The organism is Pseudonocardia terrae, assembly GCF_021343995.1.
In the GTDB taxonomy this organism is placed as follows: domain Bacteria; phylum Actinomycetota; class Actinomycetes; order Mycobacteriales; family Pseudonocardiaceae; genus Pseudonocardia; species Pseudonocardia terrae.
Genome location: NZ_JAJTTE010000087.1, coordinates 1 through 18587 on the forward strand (window position 1 = coordinate 1; position 18587 = coordinate 18587).

The 18587-nt window shown below is 73.5% G+C and carries 19 protein-coding genes and 1 pseudogene; 8 read left to right on the forward strand and 12 right to left on the reverse strand.

What is annotated here, in order from left to right:
- Nucleotides 1–55 precede the first annotated feature (55 nt).
- The gene (locus LWC33_RS32615; RefSeq protein ID WP_233308558.1) at nucleotides 56–988 is read left to right on the forward strand and encodes a hydroxymethylglutaryl-CoA lyase; all 933 of its coding nucleotides are present in this window, start codon (nucleotides 56–58) and stop codon (nucleotides 986–988) included.
- A 38-nt stretch (nucleotides 989–1026) separates the two neighbouring features.
- Complete coding sequence (locus tag LWC33_RS32620; protein WP_233308559.1) at nucleotides 1027–1872, forward strand: SMP-30/gluconolactonase/LRE family protein; 846 nt, start codon at nucleotides 1027–1029, stop codon at nucleotides 1870–1872.
- A gap of 19 nt (nucleotides 1873–1891) precedes the next feature.
- Here LWC33_RS32620 and LWC33_RS32625 read toward each other — a convergent pair whose 3' ends face one another.
- The 6 genes from LWC33_RS32625 to LWC33_RS32650 form a co-directional block, all read right to left on the reverse strand.
- The gene (locus LWC33_RS32625) at nucleotides 1892–2173 is read right to left on the reverse strand and encodes a DUF3040 domain-containing protein (protein ID WP_233308560.1); all 282 of its coding nucleotides are present in this window, start codon (nucleotides 2171–2173) and stop codon (nucleotides 1892–1894) included.
- Nucleotides 2174–2314: 141 nt separating this feature from the next.
- Nucleotides 2315–2941 carry a hypothetical protein gene (locus LWC33_RS32630; RefSeq protein ID WP_233308561.1) on the reverse strand — a complete coding sequence of 209 codons (627 nt, stop codon included), beginning with the start codon at nucleotides 2939–2941 and terminating at the stop codon, nucleotides 2315–2317.
- On the reverse strand, nucleotides 2938–3744 hold the full coding sequence (locus LWC33_RS32635; protein WP_233308562.1) for an acetate uptake transporter family protein: 807 nt from the start codon (nucleotides 3742–3744) through the stop codon (nucleotides 2938–2940). Before LWC33_RS32635 ends, LWC33_RS32630 begins: the two co-directional genes overlap by 4 nt.
- 307 nt (nucleotides 3745–4051) lie before the next feature.
- Entirely contained in the window at nucleotides 4052–5020 is a 969-nt protein-coding gene (locus LWC33_RS32640; RefSeq protein WP_233308563.1) for a S1C family serine protease, read from the reverse strand.
- 245 nt (nucleotides 5021–5265) lie between these two features.
- Nucleotides 5266–6705, reverse strand: a complete 1440-nt coding sequence (locus LWC33_RS32645) for a sugar porter family MFS transporter (protein ID WP_233308564.1) — start codon at nucleotides 6703–6705, stop codon at nucleotides 5266–5268.
- A gap of 350 nt (nucleotides 6706–7055) precedes the next feature.
- The gene (locus LWC33_RS32650; protein WP_233308565.1) at nucleotides 7056–7793 is read right to left on the reverse strand and encodes a methyltransferase domain-containing protein; all 738 of its coding nucleotides are present in this window, start codon (nucleotides 7791–7793) and stop codon (nucleotides 7056–7058) included.
- Between LWC33_RS32650 and LWC33_RS32655 the strand changes: the two genes are divergently transcribed.
- Complete coding sequence (locus LWC33_RS32655) at nucleotides 7753–8133, forward strand: hypothetical protein (protein WP_233308566.1); 381 nt, start codon at nucleotides 7753–7755, stop codon at nucleotides 8131–8133. The genes LWC33_RS32650 and LWC33_RS32655 overlap by 41 nt on opposite strands.
- A 3-nt stretch (nucleotides 8134–8136) precedes the next feature.
- On the opposite strand, the gene LWC33_RS32660 is transcribed toward LWC33_RS32655, so the two are convergent.
- Nucleotides 8137–8847 carry a mycothiol-dependent nitroreductase Rv2466c family protein gene (locus LWC33_RS32660; protein ID WP_233308567.1) on the reverse strand — a complete coding sequence of 237 codons (711 nt, stop codon included), beginning with the start codon at nucleotides 8845–8847 and terminating at the stop codon, nucleotides 8137–8139.
- 70 nt (nucleotides 8848–8917) lie between these two features.
- On the opposite strand from LWC33_RS32660, the gene LWC33_RS32665 reads away from it, so the two are divergent.
- Both LWC33_RS32665 and LWC33_RS32670 read left to right on the forward strand, forming a co-directional pair.
- Entirely contained in the window at nucleotides 8918–9358 is a 441-nt protein-coding gene (locus LWC33_RS32665; protein ID WP_233308568.1) for a DUF2795 domain-containing protein, read from the forward strand.
- A gap of 61 nt (nucleotides 9359–9419) precedes the next feature.
- Nucleotides 9420–10523, forward strand: a complete 1104-nt coding sequence (locus tag LWC33_RS32670) for a glycosyltransferase family 4 protein (RefSeq protein WP_233308569.1) — start codon at nucleotides 9420–9422, stop codon at nucleotides 10521–10523.
- A 9-nt stretch (nucleotides 10524–10532) separates the two neighbouring features.
- Here LWC33_RS32670 and LWC33_RS32675 read toward each other — a convergent pair whose 3' ends face one another.
- Nucleotides 10533–11147 (reverse strand): alpha/beta fold hydrolase, encoded by a 615-nt coding sequence (locus tag LWC33_RS32675; protein ID WP_233308570.1) that lies wholly within the window; start codon nucleotides 11145–11147, stop codon nucleotides 10533–10535.
- Nucleotides 11148–11150: 3 nt separating this feature from the next.
- On the reverse strand, nucleotides 11151–11957 hold the full coding sequence (locus tag LWC33_RS32680) for an SDR family oxidoreductase (RefSeq protein WP_233308571.1): 807 nt from the start codon (nucleotides 11955–11957) through the stop codon (nucleotides 11151–11153).
- A gap of 163 nt (nucleotides 11958–12120) precedes the next feature.
- Between LWC33_RS32680 and gvpJ the strand changes: the two are divergent.
- Nucleotides 12121–12393, forward strand: a pseudogene (gene gvpJ / locus LWC33_RS32685) (gas vesicle protein GvpJ); the annotation flags it as partial.
- Nucleotides 12394–12459: 66 nt separating this feature from the next.
- On the opposite strand, the gene LWC33_RS32690 reads toward gvpJ, so the two are convergent.
- From LWC33_RS32690 to LWC33_RS32700, 3 genes are read right to left on the reverse strand one after another with little or no spacing between them, the layout of a single operon-like run.
- Nucleotides 12460–14115 (reverse strand): HlyD family efflux transporter periplasmic adaptor subunit, encoded by a 1656-nt coding sequence (locus LWC33_RS32690; protein ID WP_233308572.1) that lies wholly within the window; start codon nucleotides 14113–14115, stop codon nucleotides 12460–12462.
- 29 nt (nucleotides 14116–14144) lie between these two features.
- The gene (locus LWC33_RS32695) at nucleotides 14145–15365 is read right to left on the reverse strand and encodes an ABC transporter permease (RefSeq protein WP_233308573.1); all 1221 of its coding nucleotides are present in this window, start codon (nucleotides 15363–15365) and stop codon (nucleotides 14145–14147) included.
- Nucleotides 15362–16030, reverse strand: coding sequence for an ABC transporter ATP-binding protein (locus tag LWC33_RS32700; protein ID WP_233308574.1), 669 nt, complete (start codon nucleotides 16028–16030; stop codon nucleotides 15362–15364). The genes LWC33_RS32695 and LWC33_RS32700 overlap by 4 nt, the downstream gene beginning before the upstream one ends.
- A gap of 169 nt (nucleotides 16031–16199) precedes the next feature.
- Here LWC33_RS32700 and LWC33_RS32705 point away from each other — a divergent pair, with 169 nt between their 5' ends.
- Nucleotides 16200–17795 carry an FAD-dependent monooxygenase gene (locus LWC33_RS32705; RefSeq protein WP_233308575.1) on the forward strand — a complete coding sequence of 532 codons (1596 nt, stop codon included), beginning with the start codon at nucleotides 16200–16202 and terminating at the stop codon, nucleotides 17793–17795.
- 171 nt (nucleotides 17796–17966) lie between these two features.
- A complete protein-coding gene (locus LWC33_RS32710) occupies nucleotides 17967–18284 on the forward strand; it encodes a hypothetical protein (RefSeq protein WP_233308576.1) in 318 nt (105 codons plus the stop codon).
- Nucleotides 18285–18587 lie beyond the last annotated feature (303 nt).

Sequence of the window (18587 nt, forward strand, 5' to 3'; positions counted from 1 at the left end):
GCCGGACTCCCCGAGGCCGCCTCGACCTCCGCGATGGCGCCGCCGTCCGCAACGCGTGAGCGCCGCGACGTACGGGGAGACGCCCCTCGCCGGCCTCCCCGAGGCCGTCACGATCTGCGAGGTCGGGCCCCGCGACGGGCTGCAGAACGAGTCGACCGTGCTGCCCGTCGGGGTCAAGGCGGAGTTCGTCGCGCGGCTCGTCGACGCCGGGCACACCGTCGTCGAGACGACGAGTTTCGTGCACCCCGAGTGGGTGCCCCAGCTCGCCGACGCGGAGGCCCTGCTGGGCGCGCTCACGCCCGCCGAGGGCGTCCGCCACCCGGTGCTGGTCCCCAACGAGCGCGGCCTCGACCGGGCCCTGGACCTGGGCGTTCGTGACATCGCGGTGTTCGGCAGCGCCACGGAGACCTTTGCGAAGCGCAACCTCAACCGGACCGTCGCGGTGTCGCTGGAGATGTTCGCGCCGGTCGTCGGCCGGGCCCGGGAGGCTGGGCTCGCCGTGCGCGCGTACCTCTCGATGTGCTTCGGCGACCCGTGGGAGGGCGAGGTCCCGGTCGCGCGGGTCGTCGACGTCGCGACCCGGATGATGGCCCTGGGCTGCACCGAGCTCAGCCTGGGCGACACCATCGGCGTCGCCACCCCGGGCCGGGTCGTGGCCCTGCTCGACGCCCTCGTCGCGGCCGGTGTGCCGGTCGAGCGGGTCGCGGTGCACTTCCACGACACCTACGGCCAAGCCCTGGCCAACACCCTCGCCGCCCTGCACCGCGGAGTCACCACCGTCGACGCCAGCGCCGGTGGCCTCGGCGGCTGCCCGTACGCCGGCAGCGCCACCGGCAACCTCGCCACCGAGGATCTGCTCTGGCAGCTCGAGGGTCTGGGCATCCGCACCGGCGTCGACCTGCGGAAGATGGTCGACACCAGCGTCTGGCTGGCGAAGGAGCTCGGCCGCCCCAGCCCGTCCCGCACCGTCGCCGCGCTCGCCGGCTGACCGCTACGGTCCCCGGACGGGACCGAGGGAGGGCTGCGATGCGGGAGCTGACGGCGGAGCCGGTGACCGGGCCGGTGGCCCACCACGGCGAGGGGCCGGTCTGGCACCCGTCCTACGCAGGCGTCCGGTGGGTGGACATGCTCGCCGGCGACATCCTCGAGCTCGCGGGTGACGAGGTCCGGCGCACGCACGTCGCCGTCGTGGCGGCCGCGTTCCGGCCGCGGCGGGGCGGCGGCACGGTGCTCGCCGGCGAGCGCTCCCTGCTCCTGCTCGACGACGACCTGCGGTGCGAACGCGACCTCGGTCCGGTCTGGAGCGACCCCGGCATCCGGTTCAACGAGGGCGCCTGCATGCCCGACGGCGCCTTCTGGTGCGGCTCGATGGCCTACGACGAGCGCCCGGGCGCCGGCACCCTCTACCGGCTCGACCCGGACCTCACCGTGGCGCCGGTCCTCACCGGCGTCACGGTCTCCAACGGGCTGGGCGTGGACCCCACCGGCACCCGCGCCTACTACAACGACACCCCGGCCGGGCACGTCGCGGTGTTCGACCTCGACGCCGGGCCTTCGTCGCTCCGCCCGTTCGCCGAGGTCGGCGACGGCCACCCGGACGGGCTGACGGTCGACGCCGAGGGCGGGGTGTGGGTCGCGCTCTGGGAGGGCTCCGCGGTGCTCCGCTTCACGCCCGACGGCCGGCTCGACGCCCGCGTCCGGCTGCCCGTCTCCCGGGTCACCGCGTGCACGTTCGGCGGCCCGGGCCTCGACACGCTCTACGTGACCACCTCGGCCGAGGGCGTGACGCCGGGTGCGGAGCCCCTGGCCGGCGCCCTGTTCGCCGTGGTGCCGGGGGTGCGCGGGCTGCCGGTGCTGGAGTTCGCGGGCTGAGTCCGAGCGCCAGGCCGCTTCATCGGCTGGGTGTGGACGGGGTGTCGCGGCGTCGCAGCCAGACCCAGACCCATCCCGTGCCCATGACGGCCGTGGAAACGGCGATCAGACCGCCGGACAGCAGCCCCGCACCGACGATCACGCCGCATGCGCTCGCGAGAATGACGAGCATCGGCAGCAGGAACGTGCGCCGGCGCGCCCGGAGGGGTCGGTGCACGAATTGGGCGGCCCAGTCGGGATCGTCGGCGATCAAATTCTTCTCGATCTCGGTCAAATGATGCCGAGTGTCGTCATCGAACATTCCTGCCGCCTTTTCCGGCGTGGCCTTCCGAGAGGCCTCGTCCTCGACGCGGGCCCCCGATGCGGGCTCTCGACACGGGCCCTCGACCCGGGTCCTCGACCCGGGTCGGCGGGCGTCGTGTGTCAGTTGTCGGTGTACCGCTCAGCAGGAGCCGGGAGCCATCGGTGCGCACCTGGTGGGTCTGTGGCGGCTCGGGCTGCGGCTGGCTGTGATGGCGTCGCTGAGCAGTTCGTAGAGTCGGGCCTCCCGCTCCTGCTGCGGGAGCGCGCCGAGCCCGGCGATGGCGAACCGCATGGCGGAGATGGCACTGGCCCCCGGGGGGTGCAGGAACTGGCGGACCTTCGTCCAGATTCGGGTCCAGGGGTCGTCACCGCTCAACAGGCGCAGGCGCCGCCAGCTGCGGTTCAGTCGTCTGGCCGGGCCCCGCCCGAGCGGGCCGGTGGCCGTGGCGGCGCTGAGGCAACAGGCGACCACGGCGTCGGTGGTGCGCAGCTCACCGGGACCGATCTCGATGAGATCCGGGGCCAGCAGCGCGAGCCGGCTGCGCAGCTCGTCGTCTCCGATCTGGTCGTTGACCATCCGCGCCACGGTGGCCAGGGCCGGATGCGTACAGCGCGGGTGGTCACTGAAGGAGGTGCCGGCCAGGACCGACACGTACTCCATCAGGCAGGACCCGTTCGCCGGGCCCTGGTGCGAGCCGCGGGTGAGCAGCGGCAGCCCGTGCGGGGCGCGCTCCACGCGCCCCGCGGACGATGCCTCCCACCTCATTGCCCGACCCTTGCTCCCGGCAGGCCTTCGGGGTAGCCGATCGGCGCGATGGCACGTCGGCCGGGGATGTTGGCCGCGGTGCTGTAGCGGCCCAGCGGCAGGATGGTGCGGCCGCGGAACGACCCGGCCATCATCATCGCGCCGGCGGTGTAGAACGCGGCCGCGGCCGAGGCCACCAGCACCCAGCCCCCGGCGGTGACTGCGCCGGTGTACCCGCCGATGAACCCGATCGCCAGCAGCACCGACCCGGCGGTGAGCAGCCCGAGCACGGTGAACATGCCCAGGTTCTCGCCCAGCGAGGCCAGGGCCCCGAACAGGGTCACCAGCGCCAGCACGATGAACCAGAACCCGAACGCCTGCGAGACCAGCGCAGTGACCGGCAGCGCCCCTACCGAGACGGCCCACACCAGGGCACCCCAGGCCAGCCAGAACGCCCCCCAGGTGCCGTGCATCGCGGTCGCCACCCCGTCACGGGCCTTGTAGGCCCACATCCCGGCCAGCAGTTGGGCCAGCCCGCCGAAGAAGAACACGAACGGCGCCAGCACCGGCGCCGCCACGAGCGGCGACCCCCACCAGCCGGCCAGTAGTGAGGCCACCATGAACGTCGCGCCGGCGAACCCGAACAGCCCCAGGATCGACGGCGCCGCCACCGGGGTCACCACCAACCGGCTGCGCTCGAACCAGGCCTCCCGGCTGTTCTGGTCCGCCGGTCCGTCGGCACTGCCCGAATGTCCGTCCAGGCCACCACCCGAGGACTGGTTGGCCAGCGGGTCGCTGGGCGTCCGCTGCTCGGGAATCCCCACCCCGGCCGTATCGGCGGTCGGGCTGCTCGTAGTGCCTCGGTCATATCGATGTTGCATCGCTTCTTCGCCTCCTCGAGGGGCATCTGCCCCGCACCATTGCTGACAAGGCATTGCGTGCCTCGGTGCGGGCTCCCCGAAACCGGAAGACCTCTCGGGTGCGGGTATCGGTACCTTTCTGTAAGGTGCTCGACATCGGCTTTGCCGCCCGCTCACGTCGGTACGAATTCCGACCCTCTCCACAATACTGAGAAAAGAGAAATTTCGGCCTTCTGCAGCGCCGTGCGACACGGTCGGATTCAGGGACGACTCAGCCTGCGGCGGGCAGTTCGCCGAGGGTGACGGCGACCGTCTGTTTGCCTCCGCCCGGGTTGGTCAGAGTGACGGGCACGTGTTGACCGGGAGCGAGTTGGGCCAGCACGGTGCTCAGGTCCTGGGTGTTGTGCACGGGCGTGTTGTTCACCGCGGTGATGATGCTGCCCGGGTTGATGCCGGCTGCTGCGGCGGGCCCGTCAGGGGTCACCTCGACCACTCCGGCGCCACCCGGCTGACCCGAGCCGTCGACGACCGTGACGACACCGACACCGAGTGCGGCCCGGTGCGAGTTGACGACTGTGCCGTGGGCGATGATCTGTCCGGCGATGTCGGTGACGATGTTGGCGGGAATGGCGAAGCCGAGTCCGGGAGCGGGGGCGGAGCTGTTGGCGCCGTTGGCCGACGGCGAGAGGGCGGCGAGAGTCGGGATGCCGACGACCTGCCCTGAGAGGTTGACCAGCGCGCCGCCGCTGTTGCCGGGATTGATCGCGGCGCTGGTCTGCACGACGTCGGGCAGCACGGCGCCGGGGCGACCGCTGCCGGCCGGTTCGGACACGGTGCGCCCGACGGCGGAGACGATGCCGTCGGTGACCGTTCCGGTCAGGCCGAGCGGGTTTCCCATGGCCAGCACGATGTCGCCGACCTTGAGTGCGGTGGAGTCGCCGAAGCGGGCGGGCTGCAGCCCGGGCGGCGGCGCGTCGAGCTTGATCACCGCGAGGTCGTCGGGACGGTAGGCGGCGACCAACGTGGCCGGCAGCGGTGTGGGAGTGCTGGCCAGCCGTACCTGGAACGTGGTGGCGTCGCCGACGACGTGCGCGTTGGTCACGATGTGGCCCTTGTCGTCGAAGACGACTCCGGAGCCCAGGTCGCGGTCGGTGGTGATCTGCACGACCGACGGCAGGACCGCCGGCACGACCGCGGTGTAGGCCTGCTCCAGCGCGACCGCCCCGCTGGGCGGGGCCACCGGCGCAGCCGTCGATGCCGACGGAGTCGAGGCCGGTGGAGCCGGCGATTGGGCAGTCGAGCCCGTGCATGCGCTGAGTCCGAGCAGCAACAGCGCGCCGCAGGCCGTCGCGGCAATCGTCCGGGCTCGTGGTGCACGGCGGCGTGGCCGTGGTCGGGAGTGTGAGCGGCGTCGAGCCGGTCGGTCCACTGTCACTGGGCACCACGTCCTGATCTTCGAGCGGATACTGATGTTGCGATGCCGGGTCAGCCCTGTCGGCTCCGCCCGGACGGGTCGTCCCCGGTCACCGCCGCGGCGAGCCGGTCACCGCCGATCTCTCGTTCGATCTCCTCGAGGGAGCGGTTCTTCGTCTCTGGGACCTTGAACCAGAAGAACGCGATCGCCCCGATACCGATCACGCCGTAGATCCAGAACGTCGGGCCTTGGCCGATCGCCGCGACCTCCTGCAGGAAGAAGTACGAGACGACGAAGTTGGCGGCCCAGTTTCCGATGGTCGCGACCGCCATCGCCTTGCTGCGGAAGTGCAGCGGGTAGATCTCGGAGATCATCAGCCAGAACACGGGGCCCAGCCCGACCGCGAAACCCACGATGTAGGCGATGACGCAAGCCAGACCGACCCACGAGGCGCCCTGGTTGAGCGCGGGTAGCGCGAAGTAGGCGCCCAGCACGAACAGGCTCGCCGTGAGCAGCGCGGTGCCGGCCAGCAGCAGCCGGCGGCGACCGACCCGGTCCAGGATCAGGACGGCGACGATGGTCGCCACGAGGTTGGTGACCCCGACGTAGACGGCCAGCAGGATCGACTGGTTCAGCGACGCGCCCGTGTAGCGCAAGATCGTCGAGGTGAAGTAGATGACCGTGTTGATGCCGACGAACTGCTGGAACAGCGCCAGCCCGATGCCGACGAGCATGAGCGGGCGAACCCGGGCGCCGAAAAGGTCGCGGATCGACCAGGACGCCTCCGCCTGGGCCGTCTCCCGGATGTCGCGCAGCTCCGCGTCGATGTCGGAGTCGGCCCGGGTGCGCTCGAGCACCCGCCGTGCCTCGTCGAGACGGCCCTTGCTTGCCAGCCACCGCGGACTGTGCGGGACGAAGATCATGCTGACCGCGAGAGCGGCGCCCGGGATCGCGCCGAGACCGAGCATCCATCGCCAGTTCCCCCCGACGCCCGCGAGGGCGTAGCCGATGATGTAGGCGACGAGGATGCCGAGGGTGACCATCACCTGGTTGTAGGTGACCGTCCCGCCGCGGATCTTCGGCGGGGTTTGTTCGGCGATGTACTCCGGGGCGACGAACGACGCCGTGCCCACCGACAGCCCGAGCACGAACCGGGCGACGATCAGCCACGTGACGTCGCGCGCGAACGCGGCCGCCAGCGCGGCCACGGTGTAGACGCAACCGGACAGGAACTTCGTCCACTTCCGGCTGATCCGGTCGGCGAGGTAGCCCGACACGCCCGCGCCGACCATGGCCCCGATGAGGATCGCCGCCACGATCCAGGAGGAGGCGAGGGTACCGGGATGGAACTCGTCCTGGATGAACGGCAGGGCCTGGCCGATGATGCCCGTGTCGTAGCCGAACAGGAACCCGCCCAGCGCCGCGAGCAGTGCGATCCCGGTGACGAACCGGTTGCGCCCCGACGCCGCGTACCGGACGAACCCCAGTCCCGACGTCGTCTGCGCCGTCACCGGCCCGCCTCCCGCACGACTGGCGTCGACCTGCGAACGGCCGAACGGCCGTCCTGTGCGCCCTCTCGCGTCCCCATGGCCCTTCCCCCGTCGTCGTCGTTGCGTTTCGTTGCGCTGAGCAAAGATTTCCCACCCTGCAGGCCCGAGAATCTGACTGTCCCCCTACGAAACGCGGCGCAGTCCTCCGGCGGAGCAGGCTCAGCGCCTGCCGCTCGGTGAAGGGGTGCCGCCGCTGATCCAGGGGTGCAGGGGGCTACTGGCCAGGCCCGCTGTCGACGGCCGGAGTTGCTCGGAGGCACCTGCGCCGCGGTCGACACCTCCGAGACGCTCGGCGCAACCGGCGCCGGGCCTCAACCGACCCGGCCGGTGAACAGGTAGTAGCCGATCGCGGCGAAGAGCCGGTCGGTGCGACGGAGCTCGGCGATCGTCGCGACCCACCGCGCGGTCGCCTCCTCGTCGATCACCCCGGCTGCCCCGGCCGATCGGCCGATCCCGGTGAAGTACTGCGCCGCGAGGTCCGGGTCGAACACGACCATGCGGCTGGCGATCTCGACGTCGCGCACGCCCAGGTCCAGCAGGTGTCCGCGCAGGTCACGAACGAGCAGGCCGTGCACCACGGCGGTGTCGGACTCGTGGGCGAGGACCGCGCGGGCGAGTGCGGTGTCCGGGACGTTGACCGTGTTGGTGTCGAAGTCCGGCGCGATGATCGCGACCGTCCCACCGGGCCGGATCACCCGGACCATCTCGCGCAGGGCCGCCCACGGGTCGTCGAGGTAGATCAGGACCCGCTCGATCCGGGCGACGTCGAAGGACGCGTCGGCGAAGGGCAGGTGCTGCGCGTCGGCGCGGAGCAGCGCCGCTTGCACCCCCTCGGCGGCCACGCGGCGTCGGCCCTCGGCCACGAAGTCCGCGCTGAGGTCGACGCCGGTCACCGCGGCGCCGGGCTGCACGCGCCGGGCGAGCCGCAACGTCTCCAGCCCGAACCCGCACCCGACGTCGAGCACCCGGCTGCCCGGGCCGGTGCGGGTGCGCTCGATCGCGAGGGCCTTGAGCTCGCGCAGGAGCGGGAGCCGGTCGAACGAGGACACGGTCGCGAAGGCCGAGGACCTGACCGGGCTGTCCCTCGGGCAGGACGACGACGCGGCCGCGAACCGGCGGTCCGGGGTCGGGGCGCTGCTCGGCATCGCCGCCGGCCTGGGGACGGGCGTCGCGTACGCGTTCGCGCACCGGTCGTTGCGGTCCCTGCCCCTGCCCGTCCGCGGCGCGGTCGCGGGACTGGCGGCCAACGTCGGCTCCACGGGGCCCATGGCGGCGCTGGGCGTGACGGACCCGCGGAGCTGGCCGGCGAGCTCGTGGGTCCGGGACCTCGTCCCGCACCTGGCGTACGGCCTGGTGACCGCTGCTGTGTACGAGGCGCTGCGGCGGTAGCCGTCAGCGCTTGAGCCGTCGGCTGCCGCCGTGCCAGTCCTCCACCAGCCCGACCTCGTCGGGCCGGACCCCGAACGACGGCAGCTGCGGGCGCTCGCGCAGGCTGCGCTTGAGCTCGGCGAACCCGGGGAAGGCGGCGAGCGCCACGACGTGGTCCCACAGCGCGACGGCGTCGTCGTCGGAGGGCAGCCTGCTGATCACCGGGCCGAACAGGGCGGTCCCGTCCGGCGGGGCGAAGTGCAGGATCGGGGTGCCGACGTCCTTGCCGGTCAGCGAGAGGGCCTCGTCGGTCTCCGCGCGGACGACGGCGTCGAGCTCTTCGGCGTCGAGCGCGGTGACCAGGCGGGCCGGCAGCCCGACCACGCCGAGCGCCTCGGCGGCGATCGCGCGCGTGCGCGAGCCGCCCTCGTCCGGTTGCTCCGCGCGCTCGTAGAGGAGCCGGCCGAGGGCCTCGTACAGCGGGCCGACCGCGTCGACGCCGTGCTCCTCGCGCGCCCGGGCGGCGAGCCGCAGCAGCCGCAGCCCCGCCGTGTGCCCGGCCTCGTACCCCTCCGGGAAATGGGACTCGTAGTCGATGTGTGCGTTGAGCAGGCGCAGGGAGACGAACCGCCACTCGACCTCGTAGGCGCGCCGGCGCTGCACCGTGCGCACCCACTTGCTGGTCAGCCACGCGAACGGGCACGCCGGGTCGAAGTAGAACCGCAGATCGGGCACGCGTCCACCGTAGGCGTGACGGCCCCTGATCGCGGGGCGTGAGGCCGTACGCCCCGGGTACGCCCCCGGCATGGCGTTCCAGGTGACCGAGGTCCAGAAGGCGCTCAAGGGCGCGGACTACCCCATGAACGGCGACCAGCTCGCCGAGCTGGCCCAGAAGAACGGCGCCGACGACGCGTTGGTCCAGGACCTGCGCGGGCTCCGCGAGGTCGACGGGCCCAACGCGGTGATGGCCGAGCTGAAAGGTGAGCTCGGTGGCTCGACGCCGGGCGGCGACGCGAAGGACGAGAAGCAGTACAAGGACGTCGAGAGCCCGGCCTTCCAGGTCAACGAGGTGCAGAAGTACCTCAAGGGCGTCGACTACCCGGCCGACGGCGCGCAGCTCGCGCAGGCGGCGACCCAGAACGGTGCACCCGACGATCTGGTCGACACGCTGAAGGGACTGCGGCAGGTCGACGGGCCGAACACCGTGATGAAGGAGATCAAGGACCACCTCGGTGGTCCGGCCTGACGACACGTGACGCGCCCGGCCGGGCCGTTTGGCCGGCCGGGCGCGGGATACGCGGCGGGCCGTGGCGGACGTCGTGCAGGTCCTGGACTCCCTCGACCCGGGCGGGGCCGAACGGCACGTCGTCGACCTGGCGCGGGAGCTCGTCCGGCGCGGCCACCACGTCGAGGTCGCCGCCTCCGCGTCCGGGCCGCTGGCCCAGGAGCTGGAGCGGGCGGGCGTGCGGTTGCACGTGGTGGCCCCGGAGCGGGTGACGCGCAGGGCGAGCCCCCAGTTCGCGGAAGGCCTCGCCGAGCTGCTCGAGCGGCTGCGCCCCGACGTCGTGCACGCGCACCGGCACGCCGCCACGCTGGCCGCCGCACAGGCCGTCGGTCCGGGCACCGCCTTCGTCGTCACGGAGCACACCGAGGCGCTCTGGCGCACCCCCTCCGACCGGACCCACGCCCGGGTCGCACTGCGCCGGGCCGAGATCGTGCTGAGCGGCTCCCGGCCGATCGCCGCCGCCCTGCACGCGCAGGGCCTGGTGCCCCACGGGGTCACCCGGGTGGTGGGCCCGGCCGTGACCGACGGCCCCTCCAGCGCCGCCGCGCCGCCCGCCTGGCGAGGCCGCCCGGTGATCGGCAGGGTGTGCCGGCTGCAGCCGGACAAAGGTGTCGACGTCTTCCTCCGCGCCGCGTCCCTGCTGGTCCCCCGGCTGCCCACCGCCGTGTTCCCCGTGCTGGGCGACGGTCCGGCGGCCGCCGAGCTGCGGGCCCTCGGCCATTGGCTCGGGCTCGACGGCAAGGTGCACTGGCTGGGCTACCGGCCCGACGCCCGGGCGCTCCTGCCGTGCCTCGACGTGCTGGCGGTGACCTCGCGCTCGGAGGCCGGCCAGCTGGTGGTGCTGGAGGCGTTCGCCGCCGGGGTTCCGGTGGTCGGCGCCGCGATCGGCGGGATCCCCGAGCAGGTGCGCTCGGGTCGCAACGGCCTGCTCGTCCCGCCCGGGGACGCAGCGTCGCTCGCCCGCGCCCTCCACGCCGTGGTCACCCGCCCGGTACTGGCCCGTCGGCTGCGCGAGGGCGCCCGTCGGCGTGCGGCGGCGCACTCGTTCGACGCCATGGTCGACGCCGTCGAAGGGGCCTATGCGGAGGCGCTCGCCCCGTTCCGGAGGGCGAGCGCCGGGGCCTGAGGTCGCCGGTCAGCGGAGGCGGCCGACGACCGGGGCCAGCAGCTCCGGGTGGGTCAGCGGCACCATGTGGCCGCCCGCGGGCAGCGTGAAGGCGCGGCCCCCCGGCCCGGTCCGTGCGAGGTGCCGCCCCCGGACCACGAGCCCGGGGCAGCGGATCGCCTCCAGCGCGGGCTCGATCCGGTGGCGGCGGACGACGTCGAGCGTCCGGGCCATCCCGACCGGCCCGGTCCGCAGGTAGTCGCGCACGAGCAGCGGGGCCTGCGCGGGCCACTCGTGGGCGGCGGTGCGCAGCCAGCGCTCCAGGAGCCGCGGCCAGGTGCACCCGGAGGGATCGGTCGTCGGCCCCACGAGCACCAGTGCCGACGGCGGACACGACGCCCGGGCCGCGGCCTCCGCCACCACCTGGCAGCTCGCCGAATGCCCCAGCACGACCCGGCCCGCGATGTCCGCCGCCTCCAGGACACGCGCCGCCTGCGCCGGCGGGTCCAGCGCGGCGCCCCGGCGGACCGGCCGGCCGAAACCGGGCAGGGTGACGACGTCGGCCCCGGCGCCCAGCACGCGCAGGGTCGGGCCCCAGCTCGCACCGGACAGGCCGAGGCCGGGCACGAGGACGAACGGGTCCACCGGTCAGCCGCGCCGCCAGTCGTCGGACGGGAGGTGGGAACCCGCCATCGGGCCCATCTGCAGCATCCCGCCGTCGACCGCCCACGAGGCACCCGTGACGTACGACGCCGCAGGCGAGGCGAGGAACGCGATCACGTCGGCGATCTCCCGGGCGTGCCCGGGCCGGCCGAGCGGGACGCCGGACCGGGCGGTCGTGGTGGGGTCCTCGTCCTCCTGCCCGGTCATCGGCGTCGCGATCTCCCCGGGCGCCACCGCGTTGACGGTGATCCCGTGCTCGGCGAGCTCGATCGCGGCGGTCTTCGTGAGCAGGCCCAGGCCGCCCTTCGCCGCGCAGTACGGCGCCGCGCCGACCCGGGGCGCGTGCTCGTGCACGCTGGTGATGTTCACGATCCGCCCGCCCCGGGCCGCGGCGACCATCCGCCGGGCGGCGCGCTGGAGGCAGAGGAAGGCGCCGTCGAGGTCGGTGGAGATCACCTCGCGCCACTGGTCGAAGCCCAGCTCGAGCAGCGGGGTGGAGGTGCCGGTGCCCGAGCCGTTGACCAGCACGTCGACCCCGCCGAGGGCGTCGGCGAGCTCGTCGACGACGGCGGCGGCGCCGGGCAGCGCGGTCAGGTCGAGCCGGCGCACCTCCGCCCGGCGACCCAGCCCGCGCACCTCCTCCGCGGTGCCCTCGGCGCCCTTCTCGTCCTCGTGCCAGGTGATGCCCACGTCGCAGCCGGCCCTCGCCAGCGCGACGGCGGTGGCCCGGCCGATGCCGGAGTCCGAACCGGTGACGATCGCGGTGCGGGGGAAGTCGGGGGGAGTCTGCATGCCCTCCGTGTGCCCGCCCAGCGCCGGCTCACGCCCGACCGCGCGACCCGGTCCGCTCGCCCCGACGGCCGACCGCGATCACCCGCGCGGCCCAACTTCCCGCGGCCGCGCGTCCGACGTCACCGGATCGGGTACCTGATGCCGTCGACGGAGGGAGGACACGGTGACGGTGGCGACGACGGGCGGCGGCCACGTCCAGCGTTCGGGCGGGGGCGGCTCCAGCGGGCTGGCCGACGTCGTCGAGCTGATCCTGGACAAGGGGCTCGTGATCGACGTGTTCGTCCGCGTGTCGCTCGTGGGCATCGAGATCCTCACGATCGACGCCCGCGTGGTGGTGGCCAGCGTGGACACGTTCCTGCGATTCGCCGAGGCGACCAACCGGCTCGACCTCTACAGCAAGGAGAAGCGCGGTACCGACCTCCCGCAGCTCCTGCAGAAGGGCACCGAGAAGGCGATGCGCTGATCCGTCCGCCGAGATCGCTGCCGGGCCCCGCGCTGGTGGTCAGCCGCCGCGGCGGCCGTTTCCGCCGCCGTTCGCCGAGGCCTCGACGGTGGCCTGCGGCAGGAGCACCTGCTGACCCTCGTCGAGGCCCGAGCGGACCTCGGTGAAGCTGTCGCCGACCAGGCCGGGGGTGAACTCGCGCGTGGCCGGCTGCCCGTCGGGTCCCGGCACCGAGACGCTCCTGCCGTTCTCCTGGCGGACCGCGGCGGCGGGGACGCGCAGGACGTCGTCGGCGACCTCGGTGAGGACGTCGGCCTGCGCGGTCTGGCCGTCCTTCAGCTGCGGGTCGACCTGGGTGAGGACGATCGTCGCGTAGTAGCTGACCACGCCGGAGATCTGGTCGGCCGTGGGTGCCACGGCGACCACGGTGCCCGGCGAGGTCAGGCCCGGCACCGCGTCCACGGTCACGTCCACGCGCTGGTTCGGCCGCACCTTCGCCGCGTCGCTCTCCTCGAACGGGACGACGAGCTGGAAGGTCTGCAGGTCGTTCAGCGTGATGAAGGCGCCGCCGGAGTCGCTGGTGGCCGCGGCGTCGCCCATCCCGACGGCGGCCGGGATGCGGGCGTCGGTCCCGGGGGCGAGCGGGGCGGCCCCGCCGGCCGCGGCGACGAAGTCCCCGACCGCGCCGGTGATCGCGGACACGGTGCCGGCGACCGGGGCGCGCAGCACGGTGTTGTCGACGGCCTGCTGGGCGTCGGCGACGGCGTTCTCGGCGTCGCGGACCACGGCGTCCTGAACGTCGACGTCGGCCGGGGCGTCGTTGCCCGCGCTGTCGAGCTGGCTCCGGGCGTCGGAGGCGGTGCTCTCGGCGTTGGCGACGCTCACCCGTCCGGACGCGCGGTCGGTGTCGCGCTGGTGCTCCGCGGCGTCGAGGGCGGTCTGGGACTGGATCACCGCGCCCTTGGCGGTCTGTACGGCTTGCTGGTCGGTGGGGATGGCCGTGCAGGAGGGGTCGGTAGAGGTAGCGGCATCCTGCTGAGGTGTGGCGGCCGGAGGGGATGCCGCGCTGTTCGCGGTCGATGAGTCCGGGGTCCCCTCCGCGCCGCCGAGTCCGAGCAGCGTCTTCTTCGAACTCGCCGACGGAGCAGCCATCGAGGCCGCACACGCCTTCCGATCCTTCTGCAGCTGCCGCTCGGCCAGCTCCAGCTGCTTCTTGTCGAAGTCGAGCTGCACCTTCGCCCGGTCGACGGCGGAGGCGTCGGCCGCGTCGGTGGCGGCGACCTGCCCGCGGGTGGCGTCGAGGATCTTGCGGGCCGAGTCGAGCGCCGCCTGCGCCGCCTCGACCGAGTTCCCGCCGGTCAGCTTCCCGAGCGAGGCCCGCTGCTGGTCCAGCTTGGCCTGGGCGGAGGCGAGCTGGGAGCGGGCGGCGGCGGCGTCGAGCCGGGCGAGCGGCTGTCCGGCCTGGACCGCGTCGCCCACCTTCACGAACAGCTCGGCGATCTGCCCGCGGTCGGCGAACCCGAGGTTCTGCTGGGTGATCGACACCAGGCTGCCCGAGGCCGAGACGCCGTTCGACACCGTGCCCCGGTCGACGACGGCCGTCGGTGCCGACGGAGTGTCCCCGGTGCACGCCGTGGCCAGGGCGAGCAGCCCGGCAAGCCCGGCGGCGCGCAGCACGCGGATCCGGGTCCTCTTCGCTGCGGTCCGTGCGGTCACGGTGGGAATCACTCCCCGGGTCGTCGGGATCATTGGTGCCGGAGGGCGTCGATGGGCCGCATCCGGGCCGCGCGGTTGGCCGGGTAGCCGCCCGCGACCAGCCCGATGAGCAGGCTGACGGTGAAGGCGAGCACCACGGAGCCCACCGACACGGACGGGACGGGGAAGTCGGTGACGAGCCGGGGCAGCACGATGCCCGCCGCCACGGACAGGCCGATGCCGAGCAGGATGCCCAGCACGCCGCCGACCCCGGTGAGGATCATCGACTCGATCAGGAACTGCTGGAGGATCGCGCGCCGGCGCGCGCCGATGGCCTTGCGGATGCCGATCTCGCGGGTGCGCTCGGTGACCGTGACCAGCATGATGTTGGCGACGCCGATGCTGCCGACGATCAGCGAGATCCCGGCGACGGCGGCCACGAAGATCGTGACGAAGGACAGCACCTGCGAGGACTGGTCGAGCAGGCTCTGCAGCGCGGTCACGGTGAAGTCCCGCTCGTCGGGATCCCGGATGGCGTGCCGCTGGTCGAGGATCGCCGACGCCTGCTGCACGGCTTGCGTCACCGCGTCGGTCGAGACGGCGCGCACCGTGATCGAGTCGACGACGTCGCCCCCGCCGAGCAGGTAGCTGCGCGCGGCCCCGAGCGGCATGACGGCGACGTCGTCCTGCTGGCCGTTGCCCTTCAGCACGCCGATCACCCGGAAGGTCGTGCGCCCCACCCGGACGTCCTTGCCGAGCGCCTCCCCGGCCTGCCCACCGAAGAGCGTGGCGACCGGGTTCGGCCCGAGCACCACGACCTTGGCCTTGTTGCGGGTCTGCTGGTCGTCGAAGAAGGAGCCGACCACGAGCTCGCGGTTGGCGACGTCGAGGTAGTCGGCCTGGGTGCCCAGGATCGACGACCGGTACTGCCCGTCGCCGACCACCTGCAGCAGCGCGCTGCCGTTGACGGACGGGGTGACCGAGCCGATGGCCGGGGCGCGGCCCTTGTCGGAGAGGGCGTCGACGTCGGCGTCGGTGAGGTCGCGCGCGGCACGGTTGCCGCTGATGGCGCCCTGGGTCTTGGTGATCTGGATCTGGTTGGCCAGCGGTCCGAAGGCGTCGGCGACGAAGCGCTGCAGCCCGTTGCCGAACGCCACCAGGATGATCACCGCGGCGACGCCGATGATGATCCCGAGCATGGTCAGCACCGACCGCAGTTTGTTCGTGCGCAGCCCGCGCGCCGCGATCCGGGCGGCCTCGCGGAGGTTCACCGGCGCTCGTCCCCCACGATGTGGCCGTCGCGCAGGGTGACCACGCGCTTGGCGAACTCGGCGACCTCGGGCTCGTGGGTGATCAGCACGACTGTGCGGCCCGCGTCGTTGAGCTCCACGAAGAGGTTCATGACGTCGACCGTCGAGGCGGTGTCGAGGTTCCCCGTCGGCTCGTCGGCCAGGATCATCGTCGGGTCCGTGACCAGGGCGCGGGCGACGGCGATGCGTTGCTGCTGCCCGCCGGAGAGCTCGTTGGGCTGGTGGTTCGCGCGCTCGGCGAGCCCGACCCTGGCCAGCGCGCGGCGGGCGCGGGTGCGGCGGTCCTTGGTGCCGGCGTAGACCATCGGCAGCTCGACGTTGCGGATCGCCGAGGTCCGCGGCAGCAGGTTGAACGACTGGAAGACGAAGCCGATCTTGCGGTTGCGGATGTCGGCGAGCCGGTTGTCCGACAGCCGGCCCACGTCCGTGCCGTCGAGGCGGTACGTGCCCGAGGACGGGACGTCGAGGCAGCCGAGGATGTTCATCATCGTCGACTTGCCGGACCCGGAGGGCCCCATGATGGCGACGAGGTCCCCGTCGTCGATCCGCAGGCTCACGTCGTCGAGCGCCCGCAGCACGATGTCCCCGGTCTCGTAGACCTTCGACACGTGCTCCAGCTCGATCATCGTCCCCCCGCCGTGGTCCCCCCGAACCACTCGTTCGGCCCAACGACCGGACACGCGTCCGGTGATCACCCGGTCGGGCGGATCCGCCGGGTTCTTCCGGAGAGGGGCGTTGATCGGTAGCGTCCGGGTCCGCTCCCCCGAGTGACCGGTGACACCTCAAGGGGGAGCCATGCCCGAAGAGACCTCCGTCGACGTGTTGGTCGTCGGCGCCGGCCCGGTCGGCCTGACGGCGGCGCTCGAGCTGCGCCGCCGCGGCGTCGCCTGCCGGGTGATCGACACGCTCGTCGAGCCGCCGCAGTACGCGAAGGCGGTCGGCATCCAGCCGCGCACCCTGGAGCTGTGGGAGGCGTCCGGGGTGCTGCGCGCCGCCCTCGACGCCGGGACCCCGCTGCGCGGCCAGATCGTGCTCCGCGACGGCGAGCAGGTGGCCCGGATGGACCTCGAGGTGCCACCGGACGTGCCCTTCGCCTTCCTGGCGCTGCCGCAGTACGAGACCGAGCGCCTGCTGGCCGAGGCGCTGGCGGGGTACGGGACGCGGGCCGACCGTGGCGTCGAGTTGCTGTCGTTCACCCAGGACGACGAGGGCGTGACCGCCGAGCTGACCGGCGGCGAGCGCGTGCGGGCGAAGTACCTCGTGGGGGCCGACGGGGCGCACAGCGTCGTCCGCAAGGGGCTGGGTCTCTCCTTCGAGGGCGGGGCGTTCGTCGAGGAGTACATGCTCGGCGACGTCGAGGTCGACTGGTCGCTCCCGCGCGGCTACGCCCTGCGCGCGACCCGGGGCGACGACCTGCTGGTCGCCATTCCGCTGCCGGGCGACCGCCGCTACCGGATGTCCATGCTGGTCCCGCCCGAGCTGGCCACCCCGGCGAGCGGCGAGGTGGCGCACGGCTTCGAGGCGGGCCGGCGCCCCGAGCTGCACCACATCCAGGCGGTGCTCGACCGGCTCGCGCCCGAGCCGTGCACCGCGTCGACGCTGCGGTGGTCCTCGGTCTTCCGGATCAGCCACCGGATCGTCGACTCCTACGGTCGCGGCCGGGCGTTCGTCGCCGGCGACGCCGCGCACATCCACCCGCCGACCGGCGCGCAGGGCATGAACACCGGGATCCAGGACGCCATCGGGCTGGCCTGGCGGCTGGCGCTGGCCGTCGACGGGGTCGCCGCGCCGGGTCTGCTCGCGACCTACGACGCCGAGCGGCGGCCGGTGGGCGAGGAGGTCGTCGGCCGGACGGTCCGGGCCGCGACGAGCGGTGGCGTCCAGATCGACCGGGACGACCCGTGGACGTCGGTCCGGCGCGAGGCGCAGCTGCTGGTCGGCTATCGCGGCAGTCCGGCGGTGTCCCCGGCCGACCCCGGCCTCCCGGTCGACGCCCCGCAGCCCGGCGACCGCATGCCGGACGCCCGCGGGCTGGTGCGCGACGTCGTGCGGTTCCCGGTGCGGCTGCTGCCCGAGCTCGCGGGCCCCGGCCACACGTTGCTGCTGTACGCCGACAGCGCCGAGGGCACGGCGGTCTTCGACAAGGTCGCTGCCACCGCCGCCGAGCTCGCGCACGGCCGGATCCGCGCGCTCGCGGTGCTCGCCCCCGAGGTCGAGGCCCCGGCTCTGCGGATGCCGGTGCTGCGCGACGGCGCCGGTGAGGTCCGGGCGCACCTGCGCGCCGCGGACGGCGAGGCGTTCGTCGTCCGGCCGGACGGGCACCTCGGCCACCGCGGCCCGGCCGCCGACGTCGCCGGGGTGGGCGGGTACCTGGGTCGGGTGTTCGGCTGAGTGGGCGTGCGGAGTGGGCAGCGGCGCGGGAATCGGCGGACGTCGGCGCGTGCGGAGCGGGCATCGGTGGGCTCGCGGGAACGGGCACCGGCGCTGATCACACCCTCCGTTCGGCCGTGGCAGGGCGCTCGCGCGACGCGTTGAATGATGGGCGAGGGACGAGGAGGCACGGTGGGCAGGACGCACGAGCTGGTCATCACCGACAAGCGGCCGGTCGTGGACGGCACGGTGCTCTCCTCGGCGCAGCTGCGCGCGGAGATCCGCGAACAGCTCGCCGCGAAGGACGACGGCCGGGACGACGAGCTCGCCCGCGAACGGGTCGAGCTCCGCGAGAGCCTCGAGCGGCTGGACTCCGGACTGCAGGCGCTGCGGGCCCGGCTGGCCGAGAAGGCCCGGCACGCCGCGAAGATCGCGGGCGGGGTGGTGGGCGTGGGCGCCGCCCTGACCGGGGTCGCCGTCGTGTGGTGGAAGCGGACCGCGCCGGAGTGAGGTCCTCCGGGTGATCGCCGGACGTGACCGATCGCGGCCATGAGCGGCCCGGAAGTGTCCGCAGCGGTGATCATGGTGGCGTGCGCAGTGGTGATGACGGCGAGCTCGCGGAGCGGTGATCACTGACTGCGGTACCTGACGGTGGTCTGCAGTCGCGCAACCGCCTTCGTCACCCCACTGGCTGGAGGAGGGGTGGTGGTCGTCGGCGGGGTGTGCGGCTCAGGTCGATCCAGGACGGTGGGATGAACCGCAGGGTGGGGGCGGTGAGTTGGCCGCCGAATTCCAGGGAGGCGGACGCGGCGC

What these genes read in the sequence shown, in the direction of transcription:
- LWC33_RS32620 (WP_233308559.1), top strand. Translation starts at nt 1,027, where the DNA reads ATGCGGGAGCTGACGGCGGAGCCGGTGACCGGGCCGGTGGCCCACCAC.
- LWC33_RS32625 (WP_233308560.1), bottom strand. Translation starts at nt 2,173, where the DNA reads ATGTTCGATGACGACACTCGGCATCATTTGACCGAGATCGAGAAGAAT.
- LWC33_RS32630 (WP_233308561.1), bottom strand. Translation starts at nt 2,941, where the DNA reads ATGAGGTGGGAGGCATCGTCCGCGGGGCGCGTGGAGCGCGCCCCGCAC.
- LWC33_RS32665 (WP_233308568.1), top strand. Translation starts at nt 8,918, where the DNA reads ATGGCGTTCCAGGTGACCGAGGTCCAGAAGGCGCTCAAGGGCGCGGAC.
- LWC33_RS32680 (WP_233308571.1), bottom strand. Translation starts at nt 11,957, where the DNA reads ATGCAGACTCCCCCCGACTTCCCCCGCACCGCGATCGTCACCGGTTCG.
- LWC33_RS32700 (WP_233308574.1), bottom strand. Translation starts at nt 16,030, where the DNA reads ATGATCGAGCTGGAGCACGTGTCGAAGGTCTACGAGACCGGGGACATC.
- LWC33_RS32705 (WP_233308575.1), top strand. Translation starts at nt 16,200, where the DNA reads ATGCCCGAAGAGACCTCCGTCGACGTGTTGGTCGTCGGCGCCGGCCCG.